This window comes from Cellulomonas sp. NEAU-ZC6, assembly GCF_056844425.1.
Window position 1 is genome coordinate 52,494 of sequence record NZ_JBXFYH010000005.1, and the last position, 25,530, is coordinate 78,023.

Below are 25,530 nucleotides of genomic sequence, written 5' to 3' on the forward strand. Positions count from 1 at the left end.
TCAGGACTCCTTGAGCGCGATGGTCTCGACCATGTTCGCGACCTTCTCGAAGGCGTCGGCAGCGTCCTCGAGCTTCTCGACCACCTCCTTCAGCTTCATGAGCAGGATGGCGTCGGTGATCTCGTCGAACATCTGCGCGAGCAGCTTCCGGTGGATCTTGTCCGCCTGGTTCTCGAGCCGGTTGACCTCGATCCAGTACTCGGACAGCGAGTCCATGGACCGCAGCCGGGGCATCGCCTCGGCGGTCAGCTCGGCCGAGCGCTGCAGCACCTGGACCTGGTCGGACACCCGCGCCGGCAGCTCGTCCAGCTTGTACAGGACGATGAGGTCGGCGGCCTCCTCCATGAAGTCCATGCAGTCGTCGAGCGCCGACGCCAGGCCGTAGATGTCGTCCCGGTCGAACGGGGTGACGAACGTCTGGTTCAGGCGCCGCATGATCGTGTGGGTCGCCTCGTCGGCGAGGTGCTCGACCTCGTTGATCTGCTTGGCGAGCGCCTTGCGGGCCGGCCGGTCGGCCCCGAGCAGCTCGGCCAGCAGGTTCGCGCCGGTCACGAGGTGCGCCGCAGACGCGGCCAGGAGGTCGAAGAACGAGGTGTCGCGCGGGGTGAGGCGCAGGCGCACGTGAGGCTCCGGGGAGAGGGTGCTCTTGTCAGGCACAGGCTAGGGCAGCCAACCGGTGAACTCACAACCGCGTCGGTGAACCCCAGGTGGACGCCCGGCATCTCGCCGGTGTCGTCCCGGTGCCACGGGCGCGCGGACCCGACGCCGGGAGAAGGGGGCGACGCCGGACCGGGAGCGCCTCTCGGCGCACGGCCGCTCGAAGCGGCTTGAGATGGAGCCCGGGGCTACCGCGGCCCGACGTCTGCGTCGAGTTTACGCGCCCCACGCCCGTGGGGCACGGCCGGGGCCCGTGAGCATCACCACGCCCGGGGCGGGAACACGGCGGGCGGTCACTCCAGGGAGCCGGACCGCCACAGGTGCGCGGCCTGCTCGAGCTCCTCGGCGGTGCGGACCAGCGACCCCGCGCTGCGGGTGAGGCGGGCGGACGAGTCGTCGGGCGCGTGGTCCAGGTGGTCGGCGTCGAAGGCGGCGCCGGTCGCGAGCACCCGGCAGAACGCCGCCCCGCGCTCCAGGGCGACGTCGAGGTCGCCGGTCCAGACGCCGGACAGCACCGCGTCCAGCACGACGCGCAGCTCCTCCGGGCCGGGCGGGCTCACCACGCCGACGACCACGTGGTGCACCGGAGCGGCCTCGATGCCCAGGCGGTACCGGTCCGCCAGCGTGCGGGGGTCGCGCCGGACCCACTCCCGCAGCACGTACAGGCGCCACAGCGTGCCCGGCAGGGTCGTCGCGGGGCTGTCGGCCCACAGCGCGGCGACGACGTCGAGCCCCTCGTGCTCCACCAGGCGCACGAGACGCTCGACCAGCGCCGGGTCGTCCTCGCCCGCCGCGCGGCCCCGGTGCACGATCGCGGACGCCGTGGTGTGCGCGACCTGCGAGCGCAGGGCGGGGTCCATGTCGCCCGGCAGCTGGTCCGCGTCGCGCGGGTCGAGCATCGCCGGGCGGCGGAAGCGGGGCCGGGAGGAACCGTGGTCGGACGTCACGGAACACGATTGTGCGCCCGATCGTGACGTGCGTCGCGTGCGGGCCTCCCGGTGCGCGGACCCGCGGGTCGCGGGGTTAGGCTCCCCGCCGCGCGTCGTCGTGCCCGGTTGCGGGTGCGCGATGTGCTCAGCGGGTGAAAGGTGGGGTTCGCCTTCGACCGTTGCCCGACGACGTGCTCCGGACGAGGTGGCGTACCCGCTTCGAGAGCAGGAGCTAGGAGAAGGCGATGGCGGAGAGCAGCGCACGACCGGCGGGGAAGCACCCGTCGCACAACAAGGCGATCGGCCTGGCGGTCGCCGCCGCGGTCGGTGGCTTCCTGTTCGGGTTCGACTCGTCGGTGATCAACGGCGCCGTCGACGCGATCCAGGACCAGTTCGAGCTCGGCGCCACCCTGACCGGGTTCGCCGTGGCCGTCGCCCTGCTCGGCTGCGCGTTCGGCGCGTGGGCCGGTGGCCGGCTGGCCGACCACTGGGGCCGCACCAAGGTCATGGTGCTCGGCGCCGTGCTCTTCTTCGTGTCCTCGATCCTGTCCGCGATCGCGTTCAGCGTCTGGGACCTGATCATCTGGCGCATCCTGGCCGGCGTCGGCATCGGCATCGCCTCGGTGATCGCGCCCGCCTACATCGCCGAGATCGCCCCCGCCGCGCTGCGCGGTCGCCTCGGTTCGCTGCAGCAGCTCGCGATCACCCTCGGCATCTTCGCCGCCCTGCTCTCCGACCAGCTGCTGCAGGAGGCCGCGGGCGGCGCCGGCGAGGTCCTGTGGCTGGGCTGGGAGGCCTGGCGGTGGATGTTCCTGGTCGCCGTCGTGCCCGCCGCGGTCTACGGCATCCTCGCGCTGCGGATCCCCGAGTCCCCGCGCTACCTCGTGGCCAAGGGCCGGCACGACGAGGCGGTGGCGGTCCTCCAGGGCGTGCTCGGCCCGGACGAGGACGCGCGCGAGCGGGTCGCCCAGATCGAGAACACCATCGAGAAGGACAAGGCGCTCGAGGAGCAGGCCACCCTGCGCGGCCCGCGCTTCGGCCTGCTGCCGGTGGTCTGGGTCGGCATCCTGCTGTCCGTCTTCCAGCAGTTCGTCGGCATCAACGTGATCTTCTACTACTCGACGACGCTATGGCAGGCCGTCGGCTTCGACGAGAGCCAGTCGTTCCTGGTCTCGACCATCACCGCCGTCACCAACGTCGCCGTCACGTTCATCGCGATCGCGCTGATCGACAAGGTCGGCCGCCGGCCGATCCTGCTCACCGGCTCCGCCGGCATGGCGATCTCGCTGGGGATCATGGCCCTCGCGTTCACCCAGGCCTCCGGGTCGGGCGAGGACGTGTCGCTGCCCTCGCCGTGGGGCCCGGTCGCGCTCGTCGCCGCCAACGCCTTCGTCGTGTTCTTCGGCGCCTCGTGGGGCCCGCTGGTCTGGGTGCTGCTGGGCGAGATGTTCCCGAACCGCATCCGCGCCGCCGCGCTCGGCGTCGCCGCCGCGGCGCAGTGGATCGCGAACTTCCTCATCACGGTCTCGTTCCCGCCGATGCTCGACCAGTTCGGCGCGACCGGCCCGTACCTGATGTACGCGGTCTTCGCGGCCCTGTCGTTCTTCTTCGTCCTCAGCAAGGTGCCCGAGACCAAGGGCGTCGAGCTCGAGGACATGGAGAACCTCGGCCCGGCGCGCCAGCGCCGGCAGCGGCCGGTGACGCGCTGACCGCTCGGTTTGCCCTCGGCCGGGCCCCTCGCGGAAACTTCGCGGGGGGGCCCGGCCGTTGTCACTCGACGCCGGTCATCGCTCGAAGGGACGCAGCACCGTGGGAACGCCTGACCGCACGCAGCACACCACCCGAGCCGCGGAGGCGACCCGATGACCGCGCTCGCCGCGCACGACGTCTGGGCCGGGTACGGCGGCGCGCCCGTGCTCGCGGGCGTCAGCCTGTCGGTCGCGCCGGGCGAGACCGTCGGCATCATCGGCCGGTCGGGGGTCGGCAAGTCCACGCTCGTGCAGGTGCTGCTCGGCCGGCAGAAGACGACGCAGGGCCGCGCCTCCTACGGAAGCCGCCCCGTCGCGAAGATGTCCCGCAAGGAGACCACGACCTTCCGGTCGCTGGTCCGCGCCGTGCACCAGAACGGGATGGTCGGGATCGACTCCCGGACCACGGTCGAGAAGGTGCTCGACGCGACCCTCAAGGACGCCCGCAAGGCCGGCCGCGCCAGCGGGCAGGAGCCCGCGGAGGTGCTGGCCCGCGTCGGGCTCGAGCCCCGCTACCTGCCCCGCACCCTGCACTCGCTGTCCGGCGGCGAGAAGCAGCGGCTCGCGCTGGCGGACGCGCTCGCGTCCCGGCCCGAGATCCTCGTGCTGGACGAGCCCGCCACCGCGCTCGACCCCGCGCTGCGCGAGGCCGTCGCGGACCAGCTGGTCGACCTGGCGGCCGCCGGGGTGGGCCTGCTGGTGGTGTCGCACGACCTGCGCATGGTCGACCGGCTCACCGACACCGTGCACGTGCTGGCCGACGGGCAGATCGTCGAGTCCGGGCCGCTGCGGCGGCTGCTCGCGGAGCCGCAGCACGAGGACACGCGGGAGCTCGCCGAGGCGTTCCCGGAGGCGGTGGGGGCGTTCCGCTGACCGCGGTCTCCTGCGTCAGGCGTTGAGGAGCTCCCGGACGAGCGCCGCGAACGTCGCCGGGTCCGACAGCGGCAGCCCGTGGTCCGCACCCGGCACGACGACGCACCGCCCGGCGGGCAGGTGCGCGGCGACCGCCTCGGTGTGCGACCGCCGCACGACGTCGCGCTCCCCGGCGGCGACGAGCACCGGGACGGTGATCCGCGCGAGCGCCCGCAGCGGGATCCGCGGCTGGTGCACCATCAGGTCGGTCACCTCGGCCCGTGCGCGCGCTGCCGGGCTGACCACCCCGGCCACCCGCTCGCGGACCCACTGCGCCGTCACCTGGACCTGTGCCCGTGCGGTCAGGCCCCGGGGCTCGGTGTTGGCCCCGTAGACGACGAGCGCCCGGACGAGCTCCGGGTGCCGCAGGGCGAGCATCAGCGCCACGTTGCCCCCGTCGGAGAACCCCACGACGTCCACCGGCCCGGTGGCCTCGGCAGCGAGCACCGCCGCGACGTCGTCGGCCATGCGCGCGATCGTCAGGGGCCCGTCGCCGCGGGGCGAGCGACCGTGGCCACGGGAGTCGACGGAGAGGACCCGCGCGTGCGCGGCCAGCAGGGCCGCGACCGGTGCGAGCGAGGTCAGGTCCTCGCCGTTGCCGTGCAGCAGGACGACGGTCGGTCCGGCGCCCACGCGCTCGACGTGCAGGCCGGCGACGAGCTCGGGCGGCACCTGGGGCATCCCCCGACGCTAGCGCCGCGGGTCAGCCGTCCGCGAGCAGCGGGGTCGTCGCGCCCAGCACGACCTCCCCCGCCACGGGCACGTGCACCGGGTCCGGCCCGGCCTGCTGCAGCGCCAGCCGGGTCGCCTCGGCGCCGATCCGGGCCAGCGGCAGCCGCACGGTCGTGAGGCCGGGCACGGCGTCCCGCAGGGCGGCCACCCCGTCGAACCCGGCCAGGGCCAGGTCGCCGGGGACCGCGACGCCGGCCTCCCGCGCCGCGGCCAGGGCGCCGAGCGCCATGGCGTCGCTGACCGCGAAGACGGCCTGCACGTCACCGCGCGCCGCCAGCAGCCGGGTCATCGCCTCGTACCCGCCGTCCCGCGTGGCGGCGGCCGGGAGCAGGTGGTGGTCGGGCACCGGGCAGCCGAGCCCGGTGAGCGCGTCCGCGAACCCGTCGCGACGCTCGGCGGCGGCCACGTGCCCGTCGGAGCCGCCCAGCACGGCGAACCGGCGGTAGCCGCGGCCGTGCAAGGCGCGCGCGAGGTCGGCCGCGCCGTCCCGGTCGCCGACCACCACGGTGTCGCCCCCGAGGTCGGCGCGGCCGATCACGGCGACCGCCCCGCCCACGGCCCGGAACGAGTCGAGCGCGGCGCGCAGGGCCGCGTCCGTCTCCGCGTCGCCGGTGAGCCCGCCGACCAGCACCACGCCGCGGGCCCGGTGCCGCTCCATGGACGCGACGAGCTCGGCCTGGCGTGCGGGGTCCGGGCCCGAGCAGGCGAGCGTGACGGTGAGGCCCGCGTCGTCGGCGGCCGCCGCGACGCCCGCCGCGATGGCCGCGGTGGTCGGGTCGGCGATGTCGTGCACGACCAGGCCGAGGGCGGTCGTCCGGCCCCGGGCCATGGCCTGGGCGATGCCGTCGGGCGAGTAGCGCAGCCGCGCGGCGGCGGCCTGGACCCGCTGGCGCAGGTCGGCCCCGACGGTCCGGTTCGCGCTGCCGTTGAGCGCGCGCGACGCCGTCGCCAGGGAGACACCCGCCTCCCGGGCCACGTCGCTGAGCGTCACCTGTCCCGCCATCCGGCCACGGTAGGCGCCTTCCCTCCGAGGGCCCGCGGAGGGGCTGGGTGCTCCCACCCAGGCGGGAGGGTGAAAGCGCGAGGGCCGGGTGCGCACCTCGCGGTGCGCACCCGGCCCTCGTGGCGGTGCTGCGTCAGGCGGGCAGGAGCCCCGTGCCGCCGTCACCGGACGACGGCATCGGCGGCGCCGGCGGGACGTCCGCGCCGGAGCCCGGCGTCCCCGCCGAGCGTGCCCCGGCGACGACCGGCTCCTTGGCGCGAGCGGCACGCTCCTCGCCGCGGAACACGAACTCGCCGAGCAGGCCCTCGCCGTGGGCGTCCACGACGATCTGCTGACCCGCGTGCAGCTCCCCGAACAGGATCTTCTCGGACAGCGCGTCCTCGATCTCCCGCTGGATCGCGCGGCGCAGCGGCCGGGCACCCAGGACCGGGTCGTAGCCCTTCTCCGAGAGCAGCTTCTTGGCCGCCTCGGTGAGCTCGATGCCCATGTCCTTGTCGCGCAGGCGGGCGTCGAGCTTCGCGATCATCAGGTCGACGATCTGGAAGATCTCCGGCTGCGAGAGCTGCGGGAACACGACCACGTCGTCGACGCGGTTGAGGAACTCCGGACGGAAGTGCGTCTTGAGCTCGTCGTTGACCTTGGACTTCATGCGCTCGTACGACGTCGACAGGTCGCCGCCGGCCTGGAAGCCGGTCTGGACGCCCTTGGCGATGTCCCGGGTGCCGAGGTTCGTGGTCATGATGATGACGGTGTTCTTGAAGTCGACCACCCGGCCCTGCGAGTCGGTCAGGCGACCGTCCTCGAGGATCTGCAGCAGCGAGTTGAAGATGTCCGCGTGCGCCTTCTCGACCTCGTCGAACAGCACGACCGAGAACGGCTTGCGCCGGACCTTCTCGGTGAGCTGGCCGCCCTCGTCGTACCCGACGTAGCCGGGGGGCGAGCCGAACAGCCGCGACACGGTGTGCTTCTCCGAGAACTCGGACATGTCGAGCTGGATCAGCGCGTCCTCGTCACCGAACAGGAACTCCGCGAGCGCCTTGGCGAGCTCGGTCTTCCCGACGCCGGTGGGGCCGGCGAAGATGAACGAGCCACCGGGGCGCTTCGGGTCCTTGAGGCCGGCACGGGTGCGGCGGATCGCCTGGGAGAGCGCCTTGATCGCCGACTCCTGCCCGACGACGCGCTTGTGCAGCTCGTCCTCCATGTGCAGCAGGCGGCTCGACTCCTCCTCGGTGAGCTTGAACACCGGGATCCCGGTGGCCAGCGCCAGCACCTCGGCGATGAGCTCCTCGTCGACCTCGGCGACCGCGTCCAGGTCGCCCGACTTCCAGGCCTTCTCCTTCTCCTGGCGCTTGAGGCCGAGCTGCTTCTCCTGGTCGCGCAGGCGCGCGGCCTTCTCGAAGTCCTGCTCGTCGATCGCCGACTCCTTGTCGCGGCGCGTGTCCGAGATCTGCTCGTCCAGCTCGCGCAGCTCCGGCGGAGCCGTCATCCGGCGGATCCGCAGGCGGGCGCCGGCCTCGTCGACCAGGTCGATCGCCTTGTCCGGCAGGAACCGGTCGTTGACGTACCGGTCGGCCAGCGTCGCGGCGGCCACGAGGGCGCCGTCCGTGATCGACACGCGGTGGTGCGCCTCGTACCGGTCGCGCAGGCCCTTGAGGATCTCGATGGCGTGCGTCAGGTTCGGCTCGGACACCTGGATGGGCTGGAACCGGCGCTCGAGGGCCGGGTCCTTCTCCACGTACTTGCGGTACTCGTCCAGGGTGGTCGCGCCGACCGTCTGCAGCTCGCCGCGGGCCAGCATCGGCTTGAGGATGCTGGCGGCGTCGATCGCGCCCTCGGCGGCACCCGCACCCACGAGGGTGTGGATCTCGTCGATGAACAGGATGATGTCGCCGCGGGTGCGGATCTCCTTGAGGACCTTCTTCAGGCGCTCCTCGAAGTCACCGCGGTAGCGGGAGCCGGCGACCAGGGCGCCGAGGTCCAGCGTGTAGAGCTGCTTGTCCTTCAGCGTCTCCGGCACGTCGCCGCGGACGATGTCCTGGGCGAGGCCCTCGACGACCGCCGTCTTGCCGACGCCGGGCTCGCCGATCAGCACCGGGTTGTTCTTGGTGCGGCGGGACAGCACCTGCATGACCCGCTCGATCTCCTTCTCGCGCCCGATGACCGGGTCGAGCTTGCCCTCGCGGGCGGCCTGCGTCAGGTTGCGGCCGAACTGGTCGAGGACGGCCGAGCCCGAGGGCTGACCCTCCTGCGGGCCGCCGGCGGCGACGGGCTCCTTGCCCTGGTAGCCCGACAGCAGCTGGATGACCTGCTGGCGGACGCGGTTCAGGTCCGCGCCGAGCTTGCCGAGGACCTGGGCGGCGACGCCCTCGCCCTCGCGGATGAGGCCGAGCAGGATGTGCTCGGTCCCGATGTAGTTGTGGCCGAGCTGCAGGGCCTCCCGCAGCGACAGCTCCAGCACCTTCTTGGCACGCGGCGTGAACGGGATGTGCCCGCTCGGGGCCTGCTGGCCCTCGCCGATGATCTCCTGCACCTGGGCGCGCACCGCGTCGAGCGAGATGTTCAGCGACTCGAGGGCCTTGGCCGCGACACCCTCCCCCTCGTGGATCAGGCCCAGGAGGATGTGCTCGGTGCCGATGTAGTTGTGGTTGAGCATCCGCGCCTCTTCCTGGGCGAGGACGACCACGCGACGGGCTCGGTCCGTGAATCTCTCGAACATGTGCACTCCTCACGAGCGGCGTGCTCGTCGGCGGGGACGGGGCCAGGTGCCCGGTCGCACGCACGACGAGGCGGCGTTGTTCGATGCTAACGGCGGGGGTGCCCCGGGGCGTCCCGTGTTCGCCCCTGGCGTGACGGGGCCGCCCCGCCACGCCGCGAGGCCGGCACCCCGTGCGGGGTGCCGGCCTCGCGGTCGGTGCGGGTCTGCGGGGTGCGGCGCGCTCAGAACCCCGGGATCTCGGTGAGCTGGTCGGCCGTCGGCGCGACGATCTCGACCGGCTCGCCCCAGCCGGACATGGTCATGTCGACCGTGGTGCCGGCGGTCTCGGACTGCACGCGGCGGATCAGGTCGTCCGCGTCGACCCAGTAGGTCGAGGTGAGCTCGGCCGGCAGGTCCGCCGCACCGGCGGCGTCGGCCCCGCCCATGGCCGCCAGGGCCTTCGCCGAGTCGATCGTCATCGTGTACGGCTGCGCCAGCGCGCCGCCGACCTCCTCGGGCTCGCCGGACTTCTCGAGCGAGAGGATCGCGCCCTCGTAGGTGGACAGCTGGGCCGTGGGGTCCATCTGCTCCATCATCGGCGCGAACGACTGGGCCAGCGGGTTGCTGGTGTCGGCCGGGTCGATCTGGATGAACTTGCCCTCGGTGAGCTCCGCCATCGACATGTAGATCATGCCGCCGACGACGCGCAGCTCGATGGTGCCGCCCGCGTCGGGCGCCTCCATCGTCATCGCCATCTCCTGCGTGCTCTCGCCGTACCGGAGCACGCCCGTGGCCGACATGGTCTGGCCGCCCGCGCCGGTCGTCATCTCCATCGAGACGGTCCCGGCCGCCTGCGACGCCTCGGTGATGCGCGCGACGAAGTCCTCGGCGGTCAGGTCGAGGTCGCCGGCGTCGACGGCCTCCTCGGCGGCCGCCGTGGTCTCGGCGCCGCGCTCGGGCTTCGCACCGCCGTCGGAGGAGCAGGCCGACAGGCCGATGACGGCGGCCGTCGCGAGCGACAGGACGGCGGTGGCACGGGTGACGCGCATGACGGGGTCTCCTCGGGAGGGGTCGGGTGCCGCGCCGGGCGGCGGCGCGCGCCGGGGTGCGGCGGTCACCCGCCGGCCCCCTGACGACGCCGGACGCCCGCGGGGCGGTCTCGGCGGGACGACCGTATCCCGTCGACGGCGCTGCGTGTGCACCGTCGGTGCGGCAGCCGGGTGACGGCTGTGCGCCCGGCGCCGGGTCCGCCACCCGGCGGTGGCGGCCGCCGCCCTGCGACACTGGGGCGGTGCCCCCCCTCGACGACCACCCCCGCGCCCGGCCCCGTCCTGGACCCGCCCGCCCTGCCGGACGCGAGCGACGTCCGCCTGATCGTGTCGGACATGGACGGCTCGCTGCTGGACGAGCACGGCCGGGTGCCGGACGGGCTGTGGCCGCTGCTGGACGAGATGGACCGGCGCGGCATCACGTTCGTCCCGGCGAGCGGGCGGCAGTACGCCAACCTGCGCGGGCTGTTCGGCGACCGCGGCGAGGACCTGGTCTACATCGCGGAGAACGGCGCCTACGTCGTGCAGGGCGGCGCGACGCTGTCGGCGGACCCGCTGCCCGAGGGCCAGGCGCCCGTCGTCATCCAGCGGGTCCGGGACCTCGCGGCGGCCGGCGGCGACGTCGGCATGGTGCTCTGCGGGCAGAAGGCGGGCTACATCGAGCGCGGTGACGGCCCGTTCGCCGAGCACGCGCGCCGGCACTACGCCTGGCTGCAGCAGGTCGACGACCTCGCGGACGTGGACGACGTGGTGCTGAAGATCGCGGTGTTCGACTTCGGCTCGGTGGAGGAGCGGACCGCACCGGCCTTCGCCGACCTGACCGACCGGCTCCGCGTCGTCGTCTCCGGGCAGCACTGGGTCGACGTCATGAGCCCGGACGCCGACAAGGGCCACGCGCTGGCGCGGGTGCAGCGGCGGCTCGGCGTGACCCCGGCGCAGACGATGGCCTTCGGCGACTACCTGAACGACGTCGGGCTGCTGGACGGGGCGCACTGGTCGTTCGCGATGGACAACGCGCACCCCGACGTCCGGGCGCGCGCCCGGTACGTCGCCCCCGCGCACACCCGCGACGGCGTCGTCCGCACGATCGCGGCCGCGCTCGGGGTGCCGTCGGTCTGACGCGCCGCCCGGCGCCGGTCACCAGCCGTGCAGGACCGGGGCCTCGCCGGGGTAGGTCTCGAACACCGCGCGCTCGTCCGGCGCGAAGGGGCGCGACTGGTGCGTCTCCCGGTCCAGCTGGACCATCCGCGACCGCGCCCGCAGGTACACGACGGGCTCGGCACCCGCGGCGGCGGGCGCGTCGTCCACGATCTCGTACGCGAAGTCCACGGACGACCGGCCGGTGCGCGGCACCCACACGTCGACCGCGATCGGCTCCGGGCGGAACGCCAGCGGCGCGAGGTACTCGATCTCGTGCTTGACGACCACCAGCAGGGAGTCGGTCGGCCGGCCCGCGGGGTCGACGCCCATCGACGGGAACAGCGCGAACCGGGCGTCGTCCAGGTAGCGCAGGTAGGCGGCGTTGTTGACGTGCGCGAACAGGTCCACGTCGGACCACCGCACCTGCATCGTCACGCGGCCGCGCCGGGGGCTGGGGGTGCTCACCTGCTCAGGGTAGGTCGCGCGCGGGGGTGCCGACGGACGCCGGGGACGCGCCGGGCGCCGCGCCCTCGGCCGGGGGTGCGGCGCTGGCCGGCACGGCGGCCCGGCGTCGGAGCCGGCCCTGCGCGAGCAGGATGCCGAGCAGCACCAGCACGGCGCCGGCGGGCTCGTGCCAGCCCAGCCGCTCGTCCAGGACGAGCACCCCGAGCGCGACGCCGACCACCGGCGTGATGTAGGTGACGGTGCTGGTCGCGGTCGGTCCCCAGCGCAGCAGGACGTTGATGTTCCACAGGTAGGCGAGCCCGGTGCCCGCGACGCCCAGCACGACGAGGCTGCCGACGACCGCCGGGGTGGCCCGCACCGGGGACGCGACGACCCAGGGGGTGAGCAGCAGCAGCGCCACCGCGCCGAAGCCGACCTGGAGGAACGCGGTCGTCACGGCGGGCACCCGGTGCGGGGTGACGAACCGCCGGAGGTAGCCGAACGTGATGCCGTAGCAGAGCGCCGCCCCCAGGCAGGCGAGCTGACCGGCGATCTGGTCGGACGACCCGGACCCGCCGGCGAGCTGCCAGGGCGCGCTGATGACGACCACGCCGGCGAGCCCGACGGCGACGCCCGCCAGCCGCTCGCGCGTGAGGCGCTCGACCCGGAACGCGAGGGTCACCATCAGCGCCGTCATCAGCGGGGTGGTCGCGTTGTAGATGGACGCCACCCCGGAGGCGACGTGCTGCTCGGCCCAGGCGAACAGGCTGAACGGCACGGCGCAGCCCACCACGCCGAGCACCGCGAAGTGCCCCCAGAGCGCCCGCGTGCGCGGCATCGGGCTGCGGGTGACCAGCACGACGGCGCCCAGCGCGAGCGCACCCAGCACCAGCCGCGTCCAGACGATCTGCACCGGCGTCGTGCCGTCGAGCGCCACCTTCATGAACAGGAAGCTCGCGCCCCACACCAGGCCCATGGCCACGAACTGCGCCACGGTCGGGACGCCCGCCCCCGCGGCGCCGGGCCGCTCCTGCTGGTTCACGCGCGCAGCCTACGACCGGCCGCCGACACCACGCGCACGGGTGCTCGGGAGGGGCAGGGGCGTCAGCCGTCGGCGGCGGCGCGCAGGCCGGCGACGTCCAGCTTCGTCATGCCGAGCATCGCCTGCATCGCCCGCTGCGCGCGGGCCGGGTCCGGGTCCTGCAGGAGCTCGTCGAGCACCCGCGGCACGATCTGCCAGGACAGGCCGTACGGGTCCTTGAGCCAGCCGCACCGGGACGGCTCGCCGCCCCCGGCGATCAGGCCGTCCCACAGCGCGTCCACCTCGTCCTGGGTGTCGACCGAGACGTAGAACGAGAACGCCTCGGTGAACCGGAACTGCGGCCCGGCGTTCAGCGCCTCGACCGGCAGCCCGTCGAGCTCGAACGAGACCGACATGACCTTCCCGCCCAGGTCGCCGGGAGCGCCGTCGGGGTAGCTGCGCGTCTCCAGCACGCGCGACCCGGGGATCAGCGAGGTGTAGAGCGTCGCCGCCTGCTCGGCCTGGTCGTCGAACCACAGGAACGGGTGCACGCGCGTCTGCACGGGAGGCCTCCTCGACTCGGGTGCGCCCCAGTCTGCTCCGCCGGGCCCGCCCGCGTCACGGGTTCCCGGGCCGCAGCCGGCGCGCGGTCACGACCGTCGGTGCCACGAGCGCCGCGGGCAGCAGGAACGCGAGCGCGAGCCCGGGGCCGTCCGCCAGCAGCCCCACCGCCACCGCACCCAGCACGGCGCCGGCGTACGTGAACACGTTCACCCGCGCGACCACCTCGTCCGTGCGGGCCGGGTCGAGGTCCCCGGCCGCGGAGAACGCCAGGGGGACCAGCGCCCCGACGCCCGCGCCGACCACGGCGAAGCCCAGCACGGCCGCGGCGGTGCTGGGCACGAGCGCCACCAGCACCAGGCCTGCCGTCGCGACCGCCGCGGCACCGGCGACGAGCGCGGCGCGACCGGTCCGCGCCACCAGCCGGTCCCCGGCGAGCCGCGCGAGGAGCACCGCGCCCTGGTAGGCCGCGTAGCCGAGGGGCGCGACGGCGCCCGACGCGAGCAGCACGTCGTGCAGGTAGACGGTGCTCCAGGTGCTGACCGCCGAGTCGGCCACGAACGCGGCGAGCACGACCCCGCCGACCAGCCAGATCCCCCGGGTCGGCAGCGGACCCCGCGCCGGGGGCGCCGGAGCGGCCGGCGGCACGCCCCCGGCGGCCGCGGTCAGCAGCGGGAGGTCGACCGGGACCAGGCGCCGCCGCCCCGTCAGCGCGGCCGCGGCGAGCGCCACCGCCGCGACCCCGAGCGCGCCCGCGGCCCCGGGCACCCCGGCGCCGCCGACCAGCGCGGACATCGCCAGCGCCCCGGTGACCGCCCCCGCCGTGTAGCAGGCGAAGAACCCCGACATCACCGGCCGCCCGTACCGCCGCTGCACCAGGACGCCCTGGATGCCGGACGCGGCGTCCACCAGGCCGAGGCCGACGCCGTAGACGACGAAGCCGGCCACGAACGGCGCCGCCGGCACCGACAGCGCCACGGCCGGCAGCGCGACCGCCTGCACCGCGAGCCCCAGCAGCAGGGCAGCGCGGCTGCCGCGCCGGGTCGCGACCCGCTCGGCGACCACCGACCCGGCCGCCGCCGCGACGCACACGAGCAGCACCACCAGGGAGACGGCGGTGTCGTCGATGCCCTGCCGCTCCTTGAGCGCCGGCAGCGCGGTGACGACCGTGGCGTACCCGAAGCCCTGCGCGGCGAACGCGGCGGCGACGGCGAGCCGCGCCGCCGTGTCCGTGCGGTGCCCGCGGTCCGTGGCGGGCGCCCCTCGCGTGGGGGCGGCGCCGGCCGGCGCCGTCCCGTCGCCCCCCGTGCCCGGGTCGTGCCCCGTGCCCGTCCCCGCCTCCGTGGTGGTGCCGTCCATCGCCCCGCCCTCGTCCGTCGCTGGTGGTACCGGTGGTGGTGCCGTGCGGTGGTGCCGTGCGGTGGTGCCGTGCGGTGCCGCGGAGCCGGGCTACGGGCCGCCGAGCTCCGGGTGCCGGGCGCGGACGACGCCGCACGCCTCGTGCGCGACCTCGAGGGTCCGGGCGATGTCCGCCCCGGTCAGCGCCGCGTTGACGAAGTGGTTGTGGTGCGAGGTGAGGAACACCCCGCGCTGCACGCACTCGGCCACCCACTCCTGGTGCAGCATCAGCGAGTCGTCCTCGGCGAGCCGCAGGTAGAACAGCGCGGGGGCCCCGGACGTCACGAGCCGCAGCCCGTGGTCCGCCGCCGCGGCGACCAGCCCCGTGGTCAGCTCGGTGCCCAGCCGGTCGAACAGCGCCGGGCCGTCGATCTCCCGCAGCTTGGTCAGCGTGGCGATGCCCGCGGCGAACGGCACCGCGCTCATCCAGTAGGACCCCGTGTACGACAGGCTGCTGACGACGTCCTTGAGCGAGTCGCGGCCGCACAGCGCCGACACGTTGTAGCCGTTGGCCAGCGCCTTGCAGAAGCAGATCAGGTCGGCCTCGAACCCGAAGTGGTGGTCGGACCCGGCCAGGTCCAGGCGGAACCCCGCCCGGACGTCGTCGACGATCAGCACGACGCCGTGCTCGTCGCAGAGCCGGCGGACCGCCTGCCAGAACCCCGGGCTCGGCAGCCGGTTGTCCGCGAAGTTGCCGTGCATGTACGGCTGCGCGATCAGGCCCGCGACCTCGCCGCGGTGCTCGGACAGCAGCCGCTCCAGGGCCGGCAGGTCGTCCCACGGGGCGTACAGGTTGTGCGCGACGTCCTCCTCGAGCACCCCGGGGTAGTCCAGCTTCTGCGTCCACGGCGCGACCCCGTGGTAGAACCCCTCGAAGAACACGATCTTCTTGCGCCGGGTGGCGGCCCGGGCGGTCATCACCGCGAGGGTCGTGGTGTCGCCGCCGTTCTTGGCGAAGAACGCCCAGTCGGCACTGGCGACCGTGTCGACCAGCAGCTCCGCGAAGTCGATCATCACCGTCGACGGGATGGTGACGACGTCCTCGAGCCGGGCCTGCGCCGCGGCGGCCGCCGCCACGTCGGGGTCGCCGTAGCCCAGCACGTTGGGCCCGTACCCGCACATGTAGTCGATGTACTCGTTGCCGTCGACGTCCCAGAACCGGGTGCCCTCGGCGCGCTGCGAGAACAGGGGGAACGCCGACACCGGCACGTAGCAGCCCTCGGCGGGACCCTGGTGGCCGTAGATGCCCGACGGCACCACGCGCTGCGCCCGCTCGAACGCCGCCCGGCTCTTCGCGTAGGTGTACGGCGTCGTCGTGGTGCTCGTCGTCATGCGGGGCTCCCCAGGTAGTGGCCGACGCGGTCGAGGATCCGGTTGACGTTGTCGACCATCGAGACGGTGCCGCGCATGGCCATCCGCCCGTCCCCGAGGCACGCCACCGCGCTCACCCGGCCCGCCAGCAGCGCGCCGGCGGTGTCCAGGTCGGCGAACGTCAGCGCGGCGCGGGGGCGCGGCGACGGCTGCGGCACGAACGTGAGCCGGTGGTCCCGTGCGCGCAGCGTGTACGCCAGCTCGCCGGTGACCTCCAGCGCGACGTCGCCGTCGCCGATCAGGTGCGCGCTGAACCGGCCCGAGCGGTCCTCGTTGCCGAGCTGCGCGGCGGCCGCCGCCGCGACGTGCAGGGTCAGGACCGTGCTGGTGGCGCGGAACGCCGGGTCGGCCAGGTCCGCGGCGCCGGGGCGCAGGTACCGGGTCAGCAGCTCGGTGAGCGGTGCGAGGACGTGCCGCAGGAACGGGACCCGGTGGAACCCGGTGACGGGCACCGGTGGTGCGGCCCCGTCGACCATCCGGTTGAACGCCGCCGGGCTCGCGAACGGCAGCACCACCGTGGCCACGGCCCGGTCCGGCACCGCGCGCACCTGCCCGTCGCGGAACGCCAGCACCCCGCGCGGCCCGCCGCGCACCACGAACGCGATCGAGACCGGGCGCGGGTCGCGCGCCAGCAGGGCGCGGGCCTCCGGCACCCGCCGGACCAGCTCGGGCAGCGCGCCGAGCACCGCGTGCAGGTGCACGTACGCGGCGGCGCGCGGGTCGGTGTCAGTCAGCACGGGGGTCCTCCTCGGGGGCGGGGCGCGCGGTCGGCAGGACGCCCGGGTCGGGGGACCCGGCTCCGACCGGTTCCGCGAGCGCGGCGAGCGACCGGGCAGCGAACCGGGCGGTGTCCCGGGCGGCCGCGGTGTCGCGGTCGGCCAGCCAGACGCTGGTGATCCCCTCGGTGACCATGACCAGCGCCCGGGCGGCCTGGTCGAGCGGCACGGTCCACCGGCTGCGCGCGGCGACGGCCGCCGTGGCCAGGGTGGCCCGGGCCGACTCCTGGTAGACGGCGTGCTGGGCGACCAGCGACGCCCGCTGACCGGGGGTCCGCATCGCGTACGCCGCGAGCTCGAACAGCGCCTGCTCGCGGTCGGGGTGCGCAGCGAGCAGGTCGACGTAGCGCTCCAGGCCGCCGCGGATCACGTCCTCGAGCAGCGGCGGCTCGGTCGGGCCCGACCCGGCGTCCGACGGCAGGGCGACCGGCAGCAGCCCCTCCTCCGCCGCCCGGCGCTCCTGGGCGGTGACCTCGGCGATGACCGCCTCCAGCAGCTGGTCCACCGACGGGAACGCGTAGTGCAAGCTCGCCAGCGACATGCCGGCCTCGGCGACGACCGCCCGGGTGGTCGCGCCGGCCACGCCGTCGCGGACGATCACCCGGATCGCCGCCTCCACCAGCGCGCGCCGCCGCGCCTCGACCGCCATCCGGGGCACGTCACGCACCCCCCGCGAGCCGGCCGGCCACGCCGAGCACCACGCGCCGGGGCACCAGCCCCGCGAGCACCGCGGTGACCCGGTTGCGCAGGCCCGCCACCACGGAGGGCGGCGGGTTGCGCCGGTCGAGCGCCCGGAAGGCGACGTCCACGATCTCCGGCACGGTCAGCACCTGACCCACCCGGAACCGGTCGGAGCCGGCGACCGCGAAGAACTCGGTCTCGGCCGGCCCCGGGGCGAGCGCCAGCACCCGCAGCCGCGAGCCGCGGTGCTCCTGCCAGATCGCCTCGGTCAGCGAGCGCACGTACGCCTTGGTCGCCGCGTACACCGCGAACGACGGACCGGGCTGGTACGCCGCCGTGCTCGCCACTTTCACCAGGACGCCGCGGCGCGCCGCGACGAGGTCCGGCAGCAGCAGGCGGGACAGCTGCGTGAGCGCGCCGACGTTCACCTGCACCTGCGCGGCGATCCGCTCCGGGTCCTCGTCCTCGAACCGGCCGTAGGTGCCGAAGCCGGCGCTGTTGACCAGCGCGTCCACCAGCACCCCGCGGCCCACCAGGTCGGCCACCAGGGCGGCGGGTGCCGCCGGGTCGGCGAGGTCGGCGGGCAGCACGGTCGACGTCGCGCCGTGCTCGGCGTCGAGCTGCTCGGCCAGCGCGGTCAGGCGGTCCCGGCGGCGGGCGACGAGGACCAGGTCGTACCCGCGCGCCGCGAACCGCCGGGCGAACTCGGCGCCGATGCCGGACGACGCGCCCGTGACGACGGCGACGGGCCGGGGGTGGGCGGCGATGAGGTGCTCCTCGAGGTGCGGGTCGCGACTGGGACGACCGACCCAGTAGCGGCACTCTCGCAGGCCGTCCCCGGCGTTGGCGAGGGGTCCGGCCGGAAGTTCACACGACCGAAACGCGCACGGCCTCGCAGGTCAGCGAGCGGCGCAGGCCACGCAGGTCCGAGCCGCGGGCAGGGCACGCAGCCGCTCCGGGGGGATCGGCCGGCGGCACCGGGTGCAGGTCCCGTAGGTCCCGGCCGCCAGCCGGCCGAGCGCCGCGTCGATCTCGACCACGCGCTCGCGCATGTCGTGGGTCAGCGCGTCCAGCAGGCGCCGCTCGTAGGCGATGGTCGACCCCTCGGGGTCGTGCTCGTCGTCCGCGACCTGCTCCCGGGACGCCGACACGACCGCCGCGCGCTCGGCGTCGGTGCCCGCCAGCCGCGACAGGGCCTCGCGCCGCCGCTCGCGCAGCACCGCCTCGACCTCGACCGGGTCCAGCGTCTCTGCCATGCGACCCAGTATCCGCCCGGGGCCGGGCCCGCGGCCAGGTGACCGGGGCGGGCGGGCGTCGCCGGGCGTGGTCGGGTCCGCCGCGTCCGCCGCGTCCGCCCGGGCTAGCCTGCGCGGGTGCCCCGCATCGCCCCCCACGCCAGCGCCGTCCCCGCCTCCGGCATCCGCCGGACCCTCGAGCTCGCGTGGTCGCTGCCGGGCACGGTGGTGCTGTGCGTCGGGGAGCCGGACCTGCCCACCGCGCCGCACGTGCTGGACGCCGCCCGCGCGGCGCTGGACCGCGACGACACCCGGTACACGCCCAACGGCGGGATCCCGCAGCTGCGCGACGCCGTGGCCGCCTGGCTCGACCCGGAGCACGCGCCGCCCGTGCGGCGGGACAACGTCTGGATCACCGCCGGCGGTGCGCAGGCGCTGCACCTGGGCCTGAGCCTCACGGTCGGGGCCGGTGACGGCGTGCTGGTCCCCGACCCGGGGTACCCGCCGTTCACCATGGCCACCCGCCTGCTGCAGGCCGAGGCCCAGCCGTACGCGCTGCGGGCCGAGGACGGGTTCCTGCCGGACCCGGCCGTGGTCGAGGCCGCCATCACGGACCGCACGCGGGTGCTGCTGCTCAACTCCCCGTCCAACCCGCTGGGCACCAGCCTGCCCGCGGACCTGGTCGCGGAGCTGCTGGACCTCGCCCGCCGGCACGACCTGTGGGTGCTGTCCGACGAGTGCTACGCCGCCTTCACCTACGACGCCCCGCACGTGCCGGCCGCGCGGTTCGACACCGACGGCCGGGTGCTGACGCTGCACACGTTCTCCAAGACGCACGCGATGACCGGGTTCCGGGTCGGCGTCCTCGTGGTGCCCGACCAGATGGCGCCGCTGATGCCGACGCTCCAGGAGTCGGTCATCTCCTGCGTGAACACCCCCGCCCAGCACGCCGCGCTCGCGGCGCTGACCGGGCCGCAGGACGCCGTCGACCACGCCCGCGAGACGTACCGCGCGCACCGGGACCTCGCGACGGCGCTGCTGGACGAGCGCGGCATCCCCTGGCTGCCCGCGGCCGGCGGCATCTACCTGTGGGCGGACGTCTCGCACGCGTCGGGCGGGGACGTCGCGGCGTGGGCCGAGGACCTGGTCCGCACCCGGGGCGTCGCGGTGGCCCCCGGCTCGGCGTTCGGGCCCGGCGGCGAGGGCTGGGCGCGCATCTCGCTGACCGCGAGCGCCGACGACCTGCGCACCGGCCTGTCCCGGCTGCCGGCGCGGACCCGCGCGGCGGGCTGACCGGCGCCGCGGGCCGACCGGCGCGACGGGCCGCGCGGCCGGTGCGTGCCGGTCAGTGCTCCGCAGCCGCCTCCTCGAACGCCGCGAGCACGCCCGGCGAGAACAGCACGAAGCGCACCACGTCGACGACGCCGGGTCGGGCGGCGGCCCAGCCCCGCACCGCGTCCAGCGCCTCGTGCGCGACCCGGTCCGCCCGCCAGCCGTAGACCCCGGCGCTGACCGCCGGGACGGCGACGCTGCGCGCCCCGACCTCGGCAGCCACGTCCAGCGACCGCGTGAAGCAGGACCGCAGCAGCGCCGGGTCGGTCTCGCCCGCGTGCGCGTTCGGCCCGACCGTGTGGATCACCCACCGCGCCCGCAACCGGCCGGCCGGCGTGGCGACGGCGTCGCCGACCGGGAGGCCGTCGGGCAGGGAGGTCCGGCGCAGCTCCCGGCACGCCGCCAGCAGCTCCGGGCCGGCCGCGGCGTGGATCGCGCCGTCGACGCCCCCGCCGCCCAGCAGCGAGGAGTTGGCCGCGTTGACGACGGCGTCGACGTCCTGCGTGGTGATGTCCCCGGGGACGATCTCGATCTGCACGCCCCCATGCTCGCGCGCACCGGCACCGCGCGCCCTACGGTGAGCAGGACCGTCCGTACCAGGGAGGACACCGTGACCGAGCAGACGCCCACCGAGCCCGTCCCCACCGAGCCGCTCACCTCCGGCCCCGACGGGACCGAGCCCGTCCCGGTCGGGCACGACGGCCGCGAGGACGTGCCCCAGCTGGAGGACGACGAGACCATCCCGCCGCGCCCCGAGGAGGACGTCGCCGACGTCGCCCGGGCCGTGCCGGACCCGGCCGGCCACGGCCAGCCGGAGCTCGGCGGCGCGGACGACGCGCGCCTGCACCCCTGACGGGCCGCCCGTTCACCCGCGCCGCGCCCGCAGGTCGCGCGGGACGGGCGGCACGGCGTGAGGCATGCTGGTCGGCGTGCAGATCAGGCGCGTGCTCGAGGACGACTGGCAGACCGTCCGCGACATCAGGCTGCGCGCGCTGCGCGAGGACCCCGACGTGTTCGGCTCCTCGCTGACGCGCGAGGAGCTGTTCGCGGAGCCGCACTGGCGGATGCGCCTGCGCAGCGCCGCCACGTGGGTCGTCGACGAGGACGGCGTGCCGCGCGGCCTCGTGGGGATGATCCAGGAGCCCGGGTCCCCGACGAGCGACCGGCACGTGGTGCAGCTCTGGGTCGCTCCCGAGTCCCGCCGCCGCGGCCTGGCCTGGGGCCTGCTCGACACGGTGCGGGAGGCCGCCCGGGCCGAGGGCGCCGCGACGGTCTCGCTGTGGGTCGTCGACGGCAACCACGCGGCGGGCGACCTGTTCGTCCGCGCGGGCTTCGTCCGCACCACCGAGCGGCACGCGCTGACCCGGGACCCCTCCCAGGTCGAGGAGCGCCTCGTCCTCCGCCTGACCTGACCCTCCGCGCCCCCCGTGCGCCGAGGTAGAGCCTCCGCGCCGAGGTAGAGCGGTACGGCGCACTACCTCGGCGAGAACGCCCTACCTCGGCGTCAGTCGGCGCGGGGCGGCGAGAAGGGCCGCCGGGCGGCGACGCCGCCGGCGGGTCACGCGGGGTCGGGCGTCGACTCCAGCAGCAGCGTCACGGGGCCGTCGTTGACCAGCTCGACCGCCATGTCCGCGCCGAACACCCCGGTCGACACCGTGAGCCCCCGGGCCCGCAGGTCGGCGACCACCGCGTCGACCAGCGGCTCGGCGACCGGGCCCGGCGCCGCGGCGTTCCAGGTGGGCCGGCGACCCTTGCGCGCGTCGCCGTAGAGCGTGAACTGGCTGACCACGAGCACCGGCGCGCCGGCCTCGGACGCCGAGCGCTCGTCCCGCAGGATCCGCAGCTCGGCGACCTTCCGCGCGATGTGCTCGACCTGGGCCGGCCCGTCCCCGGGCGTGACGCCGACGAGCACCACCAGCCCCTGCCCGTCGAACGACCCGACGACCTCGCCGTCCACCGTCACCGACGCCCGGGACGCGCGCTGGACGACCGCCCTCACGCGCTCGCGCCCGCGGCGGCGGGGTCGGCGTCCGGCACGCCCGGCCCGAACGCGGGCACGACCGCGCCGACCGGCTCCCCGTGCCCGAGGACCGGGACCTCGCCGAGCGCGTCGAGCGCGGCCACGTCGGCGCCCGGGACCTCCGCGGCACCGGCCAGGCGCAGCGCGGCGACCAGGACCGCCGGACGCGGTCGTGCGCCGCCGTCGGCGACCTTGAACGCCACGGCCGACCCGTCCGGCAGGGCCGCGGCGTAGACGCCGTCCGCGCCGTCCTTGGCGACCAGGCCCGGCACGGCGCGCATCGCGCGGGTGACGTCCCGCGCCGCGCCGCCGACCAGCTCGGGGTGCTCCGCCATCGCCGTGGCCACCCGGGCGAGCGGGGTGCCGGGCTCGCGCGCCGGCGCGACGGCCAGCCGGGCGAACGCCCGTGCCAGGCCGACCAGCGTCGTGGAGAACAGCGGCGCGCCGCAGCCGTCGACGGTGGTGTGCCACGTCTGGACGCCGGTCAGCTCCTCGACGGCCGCGCGGCACGCGATCTGCACCGGGTGCCCGGCGTCGGTGTACGCATCCGGCTCCCAGCCGGGCTCGCCGGCGTGCGCGGCGCAGGTGGCGAGCATGGCCGCGTGCTTGCCCGAGCAGTTCTGCGCGACGGGCTCCGGGCCGTGGCCGTCCTGCCGCCACGCGAACGCCGCCTCGGCGTCGAGCGGCAGGTCCGGGGTGTTGGCCAGCGCGGACTCGTCCAGGCCCGCGGCCAGCAGCGTCTCGCGGACCACGCGCAGGTGCTCGGGCGTGCCGTCGTGACTGGCGCAGGCCAGCGCGAGGTGCGGCCCGTCCAGGTCGACCCCGGCCCGGAGCATGCCGACGGCCTGCAGCGGCTTGAGCGACGACCGCGCGAGCACGGTGACCTCGGGGTCGCCCAGCGCGAGCCGGACCGCGCCGTCGGGACCCAGCACGACGAGGTGCCCGGTGTGCACCGACTCGACCAGGTCGCCGCGGACCACCCGGGCCAGCGGGACGGCGGCCGCGGCGACGTCACCGGTCCGCGCGGCGGCGTGCGCGACCACCGCGGCCGCGCCGGTCGTGCCGTGCAGCCGCTCCGCGATCTGCGGGCCGCCGGGACGGACCCCGGGCACGGTCACCACCCGCCGCGGGTCGGGCCGCCGCCGGTGCCGCGACCGCCGCCGCGACGTCCGGAGTGCGGCGCGACGGCCGGGCGGACGTCGACCAGGTAGACGATCGCCGCCACGGCGCTGAGCAGGCCGAGGAACGACGGCAGCAGCCCGAGGCCGAGCGGACCGGGCACGCAGAAGAACGACACCGCGGTCGCGATGCCCAGCACGATCATCCAGACCTGCTTGGTCCGCTTGCCCGCCGCGACGAACGCGGACGCGGGCCGGCGCGCGGCGTCCACCAGGGCCCAGACGGCCAGCGCCAGGATGACGAGGCTGAAGACGAGGAACAGCAGGAGCTGCACGGAGGCGAAGATCACGCAGCCGAGCCTACGGGGCGACGGCGCCCGGAGGCGGGTCCGGTCGTCCGCTCAGATCTCCGGCAGCGTCTCGCGCGCCGTGCGGGCGTCCACGCCGGACGCCTCCAGCAGGTCCACGACGAGCGAGCGCACCAGCAGCAGCAGGCTCTGCGCCTGCCAGTCGTCCGGGGTCGCGGTGAACGGGTCGAGCTCCGCCGCCAGCGTCAGCAGCTCCTCCCGCGCCCGCAGCGGCTCCGCACCCGCACCGAGCGCCGCGGCGAGCGCGTCGGACGCCAGCGCGGCCCGGTCCACGGCGTCCGCGACCGGTCCCAGGTCGTGCGGCTGCTCGGCCTGCACCGTCGCCAGCGCGCGCCGGGCCAGCACCCGCGCGTTCCGCACGGCGCGGTCGACCCGCACGGCGGACTGCCCGATCCACAGCAGCTCGGTGCGGTGCCGGCGCGCGGCCGGCGAGACCCGTGCGAGGTCGCGTGCGGAGGACGCGGCGTCCTGCCACTCGTCCAGCGCGGGCTGCGAGGCGCGGCCGCGGACCAGGGCGTCCTCGACGTCGGCCGCGGACCGGGTGCGCATCCCGCGGGCCACCAGGCGCAGCATCCCGGCGAGCTCCTCCACGGCGGCGCGACCCTGCGCCCGGGGGCGGCGCCGCGGGTCGCTCGGGGTGAGGGCGGCCACGGCGAGCGCGACCAGTCCGCCGACCAGGGCGTCGGTCCACCGGCCGAGGGGCCCGCCCGAGGCGGTCACGGCGGGCAGCCCGACGATGACGATCGCCTGCACGCCCGCCTGGGTCGTCAGCATCGGCCCGCGGTCGAGGAACCGCGCGACCATCGCCGCGACGAACAGCACGACCGCGACCTGCCAGGCGCCGGTGCCGATGCCGTGCACGACGAGGTCGCCGAGCCCGACCCCGATCGCCACGCCGACCGCGAGCTCCGCCACCCGGCGCAGGTCGCGGTCCGCCGTGAAGCCGAGCGCCACCCAGGCGCTGACGGGCGCGAAGAACGGCGCGCTGTGCCCCAGCACGGAGTAGGCGATCGCGTACGCGATGCCCGCGGCGAGCACCGCCTGCAGGACCGGGACGAACGCGGACCGGACCCGCGACCGGCCCTGACGGGCACGGGCCGCGACCTGCACCCGGACGGCCGACGGCCCGGTCCGGGTGCCCCCGGCGCCGCCGGTCACAGCATCGGGTGGCCGCCGAGGCCGCGCGTCAGCGGCCCGTGCGCAGCAGGGCGGTCGACGGAGACCCCGTCGCCCGGCACCACGGCCTCCTGCCCGGCGGTCACCGGGCCGCCGTCGCAGTCCACGACGACGTCGACGTCGACGGGTGCCGAGCGCTTCACCACGGCGAGCGCGACCGGCCCGAGCTCGTGGTGCCGCACCAGGCTCGTGACCCGGCCGATCTCGCGGCCCGGCTCGCCCGTGGTCAGCAGGTCGCCGAGCTCGCGGACGGCGGCGCCGGCCTCGGGCAGCAGGTGCCCGGACCCGTCCAGGTGCAGCATGACCAGCCGGCGCGGGGGCCGGCCCATGTTGTGCACGCGGGCGATGGTCTCCTGCCCGCGGTAGCAGCCCTTGTGCAGGTGCACGGCGGTGCGCAGCCAGTCGAGCTCGTGCGGGATGGTGCGGTGGTCCACCTCGCGGCCGGCGCGGGGGCGCCACGCCTCGACGCGCACGGCCTCGGTCGCCCAGGTGCCGACCAGCGGCCAGCCGGCGGCCTCGCGCTCGGCGACGGCGTCGACCAGACCGGCGCGGGGCACCAGCACCAGCCGCCACGCGCGGTCGGCGCCCGGGTGCTCGTCGTCGGGCAGCCCGTACCGGGTGCCGCCGGGCAGCGTGCGGGGCCACGGGTCGCGCCAGGTGACCGGCTCCCCCTCGGCGCCCTCGGCGTCGACGGGCTCCCCGATCGCGGCCCAGTCGTCGGTGACGTCGGCGACCTCGACGCGCAGCATGAACCGCATCCGGTCCAGCCAGGCGGCGAGCTCCGGCGCCGTCTCGGTGATCAGCCAGGTGGACGAGCCGTCGTCGACGACCGACGCGACGTGCTCCACGTGCCCCTGCGGGCTGAGGACGATCGTCTCGGTCGAGGTGCGCGGCGGCAGGTCGGTCAGCTGCTGGGAGGTGATCGAGTGCAACCAGGACAGCCGGTCCGGGCCCGTCACGCGGACGACGCCGAGGTGCGACTGGTCGACGACGCCGCCGCCGCGGGTCAGCGCACGCTGCTCCGCGGTCGGGTCGCCGTAGTGCCACGCCACGCCGGCGTCCGGCCCGGAGCCGGCGACGGCGCCGTGCCGGTCCAGCAGCGGGCTGCGGTGCCGGGGCTCGACCGGTGCGACCGGCTCGGCCGGCTCCACGGGCGCGGTCACG

At 75.7% G+C, this 25,530-nt stretch carries 27 protein-coding genes; 6 read left to right on the plus strand and 21 right to left on the minus strand.

Annotated features, from left to right (window positions below; genetic code table 11):
- Window positions 1-621 (minus strand): DUF47 domain-containing protein, encoded by a 621-nt coding sequence (locus AC1050_RS17855; protein ID WP_482388756.1) that lies wholly within the window; start codon window positions 619-621, stop codon window positions 1-3.
- Between the two features lie 329 nt (window positions 622-950).
- The gene (locus AC1050_RS17860; RefSeq protein ID WP_482388943.1) at window positions 951-1,556 is read right to left on the minus strand and encodes a hypothetical protein; all 606 of its coding nucleotides are present in this window, start codon (window positions 1,554-1,556) and stop codon (window positions 951-953) included.
- 275 nt (window positions 1,557-1,831) lie between these two features.
- Here AC1050_RS17860 and AC1050_RS17865 point away from each other — a divergent pair, with 275 nt between their 5' ends.
- Together AC1050_RS17865 and AC1050_RS17870 are read left to right on the plus strand one after the other, a co-directional pair.
- Window positions 1,832-3,295, plus strand: coding sequence for a sugar porter family MFS transporter (locus AC1050_RS17865; protein ID WP_482388757.1), 1,464 nt, complete (start codon window positions 1,832-1,834; stop codon window positions 3,293-3,295).
- A gap of 153 nt (window positions 3,296-3,448) precedes the next feature.
- The gene (locus tag AC1050_RS17870; RefSeq protein WP_482388758.1) at window positions 3,449-4,207 is read left to right on the plus strand and encodes an ABC transporter ATP-binding protein; all 759 of its coding nucleotides are present in this window, start codon (window positions 3,449-3,451) and stop codon (window positions 4,205-4,207) included.
- A gap of 15 nt (window positions 4,208-4,222) precedes the next feature.
- Here the strand turns inward: AC1050_RS17870 and AC1050_RS17875 are convergent, their stop codons facing one another.
- From AC1050_RS17875 to AC1050_RS17890, 4 genes are all read right to left on the minus strand, one after another.
- Window positions 4,223-4,927, minus strand: coding sequence for an alpha/beta fold hydrolase (locus tag AC1050_RS17875; RefSeq protein ID WP_482388759.1), 705 nt, complete (start codon window positions 4,925-4,927; stop codon window positions 4,223-4,225).
- Between the two features lie 22 nt (window positions 4,928-4,949).
- Window positions 4,950-5,981, minus strand: coding sequence for a LacI family DNA-binding transcriptional regulator (locus tag AC1050_RS17880; RefSeq protein ID WP_482388760.1), 1,032 nt, complete (start codon window positions 5,979-5,981; stop codon window positions 4,950-4,952).
- A gap of 133 nt (window positions 5,982-6,114) precedes the next feature.
- Window positions 6,115-8,697: an ATP-dependent Clp protease ATP-binding subunit gene (locus AC1050_RS17885; RefSeq protein WP_482388761.1), complete on the minus strand. Its 2,583-nt coding sequence runs from the start codon at window positions 8,695-8,697 to the stop codon at window positions 6,115-6,117.
- A 221-nt stretch (window positions 8,698-8,918) separates the two neighbouring features.
- Window positions 8,919-9,725, minus strand: coding sequence for an SCO4651 family lipoprotein (locus AC1050_RS17890; protein WP_482388762.1), 807 nt, complete (start codon window positions 9,723-9,725; stop codon window positions 8,919-8,921).
- A 336-nt stretch (window positions 9,726-10,061) separates the two neighbouring features.
- Here AC1050_RS17890 and AC1050_RS17895 point away from each other — a divergent pair, with 336 nt between their 5' ends.
- On the plus strand, window positions 10,062-10,844 hold the full coding sequence (locus AC1050_RS17895) for a Cof-type HAD-IIB family hydrolase (RefSeq protein ID WP_482388763.1): 783 nt from the start codon (window positions 10,062-10,064) through the stop codon (window positions 10,842-10,844).
- A gap of 18 nt (window positions 10,845-10,862) precedes the next feature.
- Here the strand turns inward: AC1050_RS17895 and AC1050_RS17900 are convergent, their stop codons facing one another.
- The 9 genes from AC1050_RS17900 to AC1050_RS17940 all read right to left on the minus strand — a co-directional run bounded on the left by AC1050_RS17900 (window position 10,863) and on the right by AC1050_RS17940 (window position 18,373).
- Entirely contained in the window at window positions 10,863-11,330 is a 468-nt protein-coding gene (locus AC1050_RS17900) for an acyl-CoA thioesterase (protein WP_482388764.1), read from the minus strand.
- 4 nt (window positions 11,331-11,334) lie between these two features.
- On the minus strand, window positions 11,335-12,285 hold the full coding sequence (locus AC1050_RS17905; RefSeq protein ID WP_482388944.1) for a DMT family transporter: 951 nt from the start codon (window positions 12,283-12,285) through the stop codon (window positions 11,335-11,337).
- A gap of 128 nt (window positions 12,286-12,413) precedes the next feature.
- Entirely contained in the window at window positions 12,414-12,893 is a 480-nt protein-coding gene (locus AC1050_RS17910) for a VOC family protein (RefSeq protein ID WP_482388765.1), read from the minus strand.
- Between the two features lie 55 nt (window positions 12,894-12,948).
- Entirely contained in the window at window positions 12,949-14,250 is a 1,302-nt protein-coding gene (locus tag AC1050_RS17915) for an MFS transporter (RefSeq protein WP_482388766.1), read from the minus strand.
- Window positions 14,251-14,340: 90 nt separating this feature from the next.
- Window positions 14,341-15,621 carry an aminotransferase class III-fold pyridoxal phosphate-dependent enzyme gene (locus AC1050_RS17920; RefSeq protein WP_482388767.1) on the minus strand — a complete coding sequence of 427 codons (1,281 nt, stop codon included), beginning with the start codon at window positions 15,619-15,621 and terminating at the stop codon, window positions 14,341-14,343.
- Window positions 15,618-16,397 carry a hypothetical protein gene (locus AC1050_RS17925; protein ID WP_482388768.1) on the minus strand — a complete coding sequence of 260 codons (780 nt, stop codon included), beginning with the start codon at window positions 16,395-16,397 and terminating at the stop codon, window positions 15,618-15,620. The genes AC1050_RS17920 and AC1050_RS17925 overlap by 4 nt, the downstream gene beginning before the upstream one ends.
- Window positions 16,387-17,103 (minus strand): TetR/AcrR family transcriptional regulator, encoded by a 717-nt coding sequence (locus AC1050_RS17930; RefSeq protein ID WP_482388769.1) that lies wholly within the window; start codon window positions 17,101-17,103, stop codon window positions 16,387-16,389. Before AC1050_RS17930 ends, AC1050_RS17925 begins: the two co-directional genes overlap by 11 nt.
- Window positions 17,096-17,947, minus strand: coding sequence for an SDR family NAD(P)-dependent oxidoreductase (locus AC1050_RS17935; RefSeq protein ID WP_482388945.1), 852 nt, complete (start codon window positions 17,945-17,947; stop codon window positions 17,096-17,098). The genes AC1050_RS17930 and AC1050_RS17935 overlap by 8 nt, the downstream gene beginning before the upstream one ends.
- A 69-nt stretch (window positions 17,948-18,016) precedes the next feature.
- Complete coding sequence (locus tag AC1050_RS17940; protein WP_482388770.1) at window positions 18,017-18,373, minus strand: TraR/DksA family transcriptional regulator; 357 nt, start codon at window positions 18,371-18,373, stop codon at window positions 18,017-18,019.
- A gap of 117 nt (window positions 18,374-18,490) precedes the next feature.
- Between AC1050_RS17940 and AC1050_RS17945 the strand changes: the two genes are divergently transcribed.
- Window positions 18,491-19,645, plus strand: a complete 1,155-nt coding sequence (locus AC1050_RS17945; RefSeq protein ID WP_482388771.1) for a pyridoxal phosphate-dependent aminotransferase — start codon at window positions 18,491-18,493, stop codon at window positions 19,643-19,645.
- Between the two features lie 52 nt (window positions 19,646-19,697).
- On the opposite strand, the gene AC1050_RS17950 is transcribed toward AC1050_RS17945, so the two are convergent.
- Window positions 19,698-20,222 carry an O-acetyl-ADP-ribose deacetylase gene (locus tag AC1050_RS17950; protein ID WP_482388772.1) on the minus strand — a complete coding sequence of 175 codons (525 nt, stop codon included), beginning with the start codon at window positions 20,220-20,222 and terminating at the stop codon, window positions 19,698-19,700.
- 72 nt (window positions 20,223-20,294) lie between these two features.
- On the opposite strand from AC1050_RS17950, the gene AC1050_RS17955 reads away from it, so the two are divergent.
- Both AC1050_RS17955 and AC1050_RS17960 read left to right on the plus strand, forming a co-directional pair.
- Window positions 20,295-20,537: a hypothetical protein gene (locus AC1050_RS17955; RefSeq protein ID WP_482388773.1), complete on the plus strand. Its 243-nt coding sequence runs from the start codon at window positions 20,295-20,297 to the stop codon at window positions 20,535-20,537.
- Between the two features lie 76 nt (window positions 20,538-20,613).
- Window positions 20,614-21,096: a GNAT family N-acetyltransferase gene (locus AC1050_RS17960; RefSeq protein WP_482388774.1), complete on the plus strand. Its 483-nt coding sequence runs from the start codon at window positions 20,614-20,616 to the stop codon at window positions 21,094-21,096.
- 146 nt (window positions 21,097-21,242) lie between these two features.
- Here the strand turns inward: AC1050_RS17960 and dtd are convergent, their stop codons facing one another.
- The 5 genes from dtd to ygfZ form a co-directional block, all read right to left on the minus strand.
- Complete coding sequence (dtd, locus tag AC1050_RS17965; RefSeq protein WP_482388775.1) at window positions 21,243-21,683, minus strand: D-aminoacyl-tRNA deacylase; 441 nt, start codon at window positions 21,681-21,683, stop codon at window positions 21,243-21,245.
- Window positions 21,680-22,747 carry an asparaginase gene (locus tag AC1050_RS17970; protein WP_482388946.1) on the minus strand — a complete coding sequence of 356 codons (1,068 nt, stop codon included), beginning with the start codon at window positions 22,745-22,747 and terminating at the stop codon, window positions 21,680-21,682. The genes dtd and AC1050_RS17970 overlap by 4 nt, the downstream gene beginning before the upstream one ends.
- Before the next feature lie 71 nt (window positions 22,748-22,818).
- Window positions 22,819-23,172 carry a DUF2516 family protein gene (locus tag AC1050_RS17975; RefSeq protein WP_482388776.1) on the minus strand — a complete coding sequence of 118 codons (354 nt, stop codon included), beginning with the start codon at window positions 23,170-23,172 and terminating at the stop codon, window positions 22,819-22,821.
- 51 nt (window positions 23,173-23,223) lie between these two features.
- The gene (locus AC1050_RS17980) at window positions 23,224-24,348 is read right to left on the minus strand and encodes an FUSC family protein (protein WP_482388777.1); all 1,125 of its coding nucleotides are present in this window, start codon (window positions 24,346-24,348) and stop codon (window positions 23,224-23,226) included.
- Window positions 24,345-25,529, minus strand: a complete 1,185-nt coding sequence (gene ygfZ / locus AC1050_RS17985) for a CAF17-like 4Fe-4S cluster assembly/insertion protein YgfZ (RefSeq protein ID WP_482388947.1) — start codon at window positions 25,527-25,529, stop codon at window positions 24,345-24,347. The genes AC1050_RS17980 and ygfZ overlap by 4 nt, the downstream gene beginning before the upstream one ends.
- Window position 25,530 lies beyond the last annotated feature (1 nt).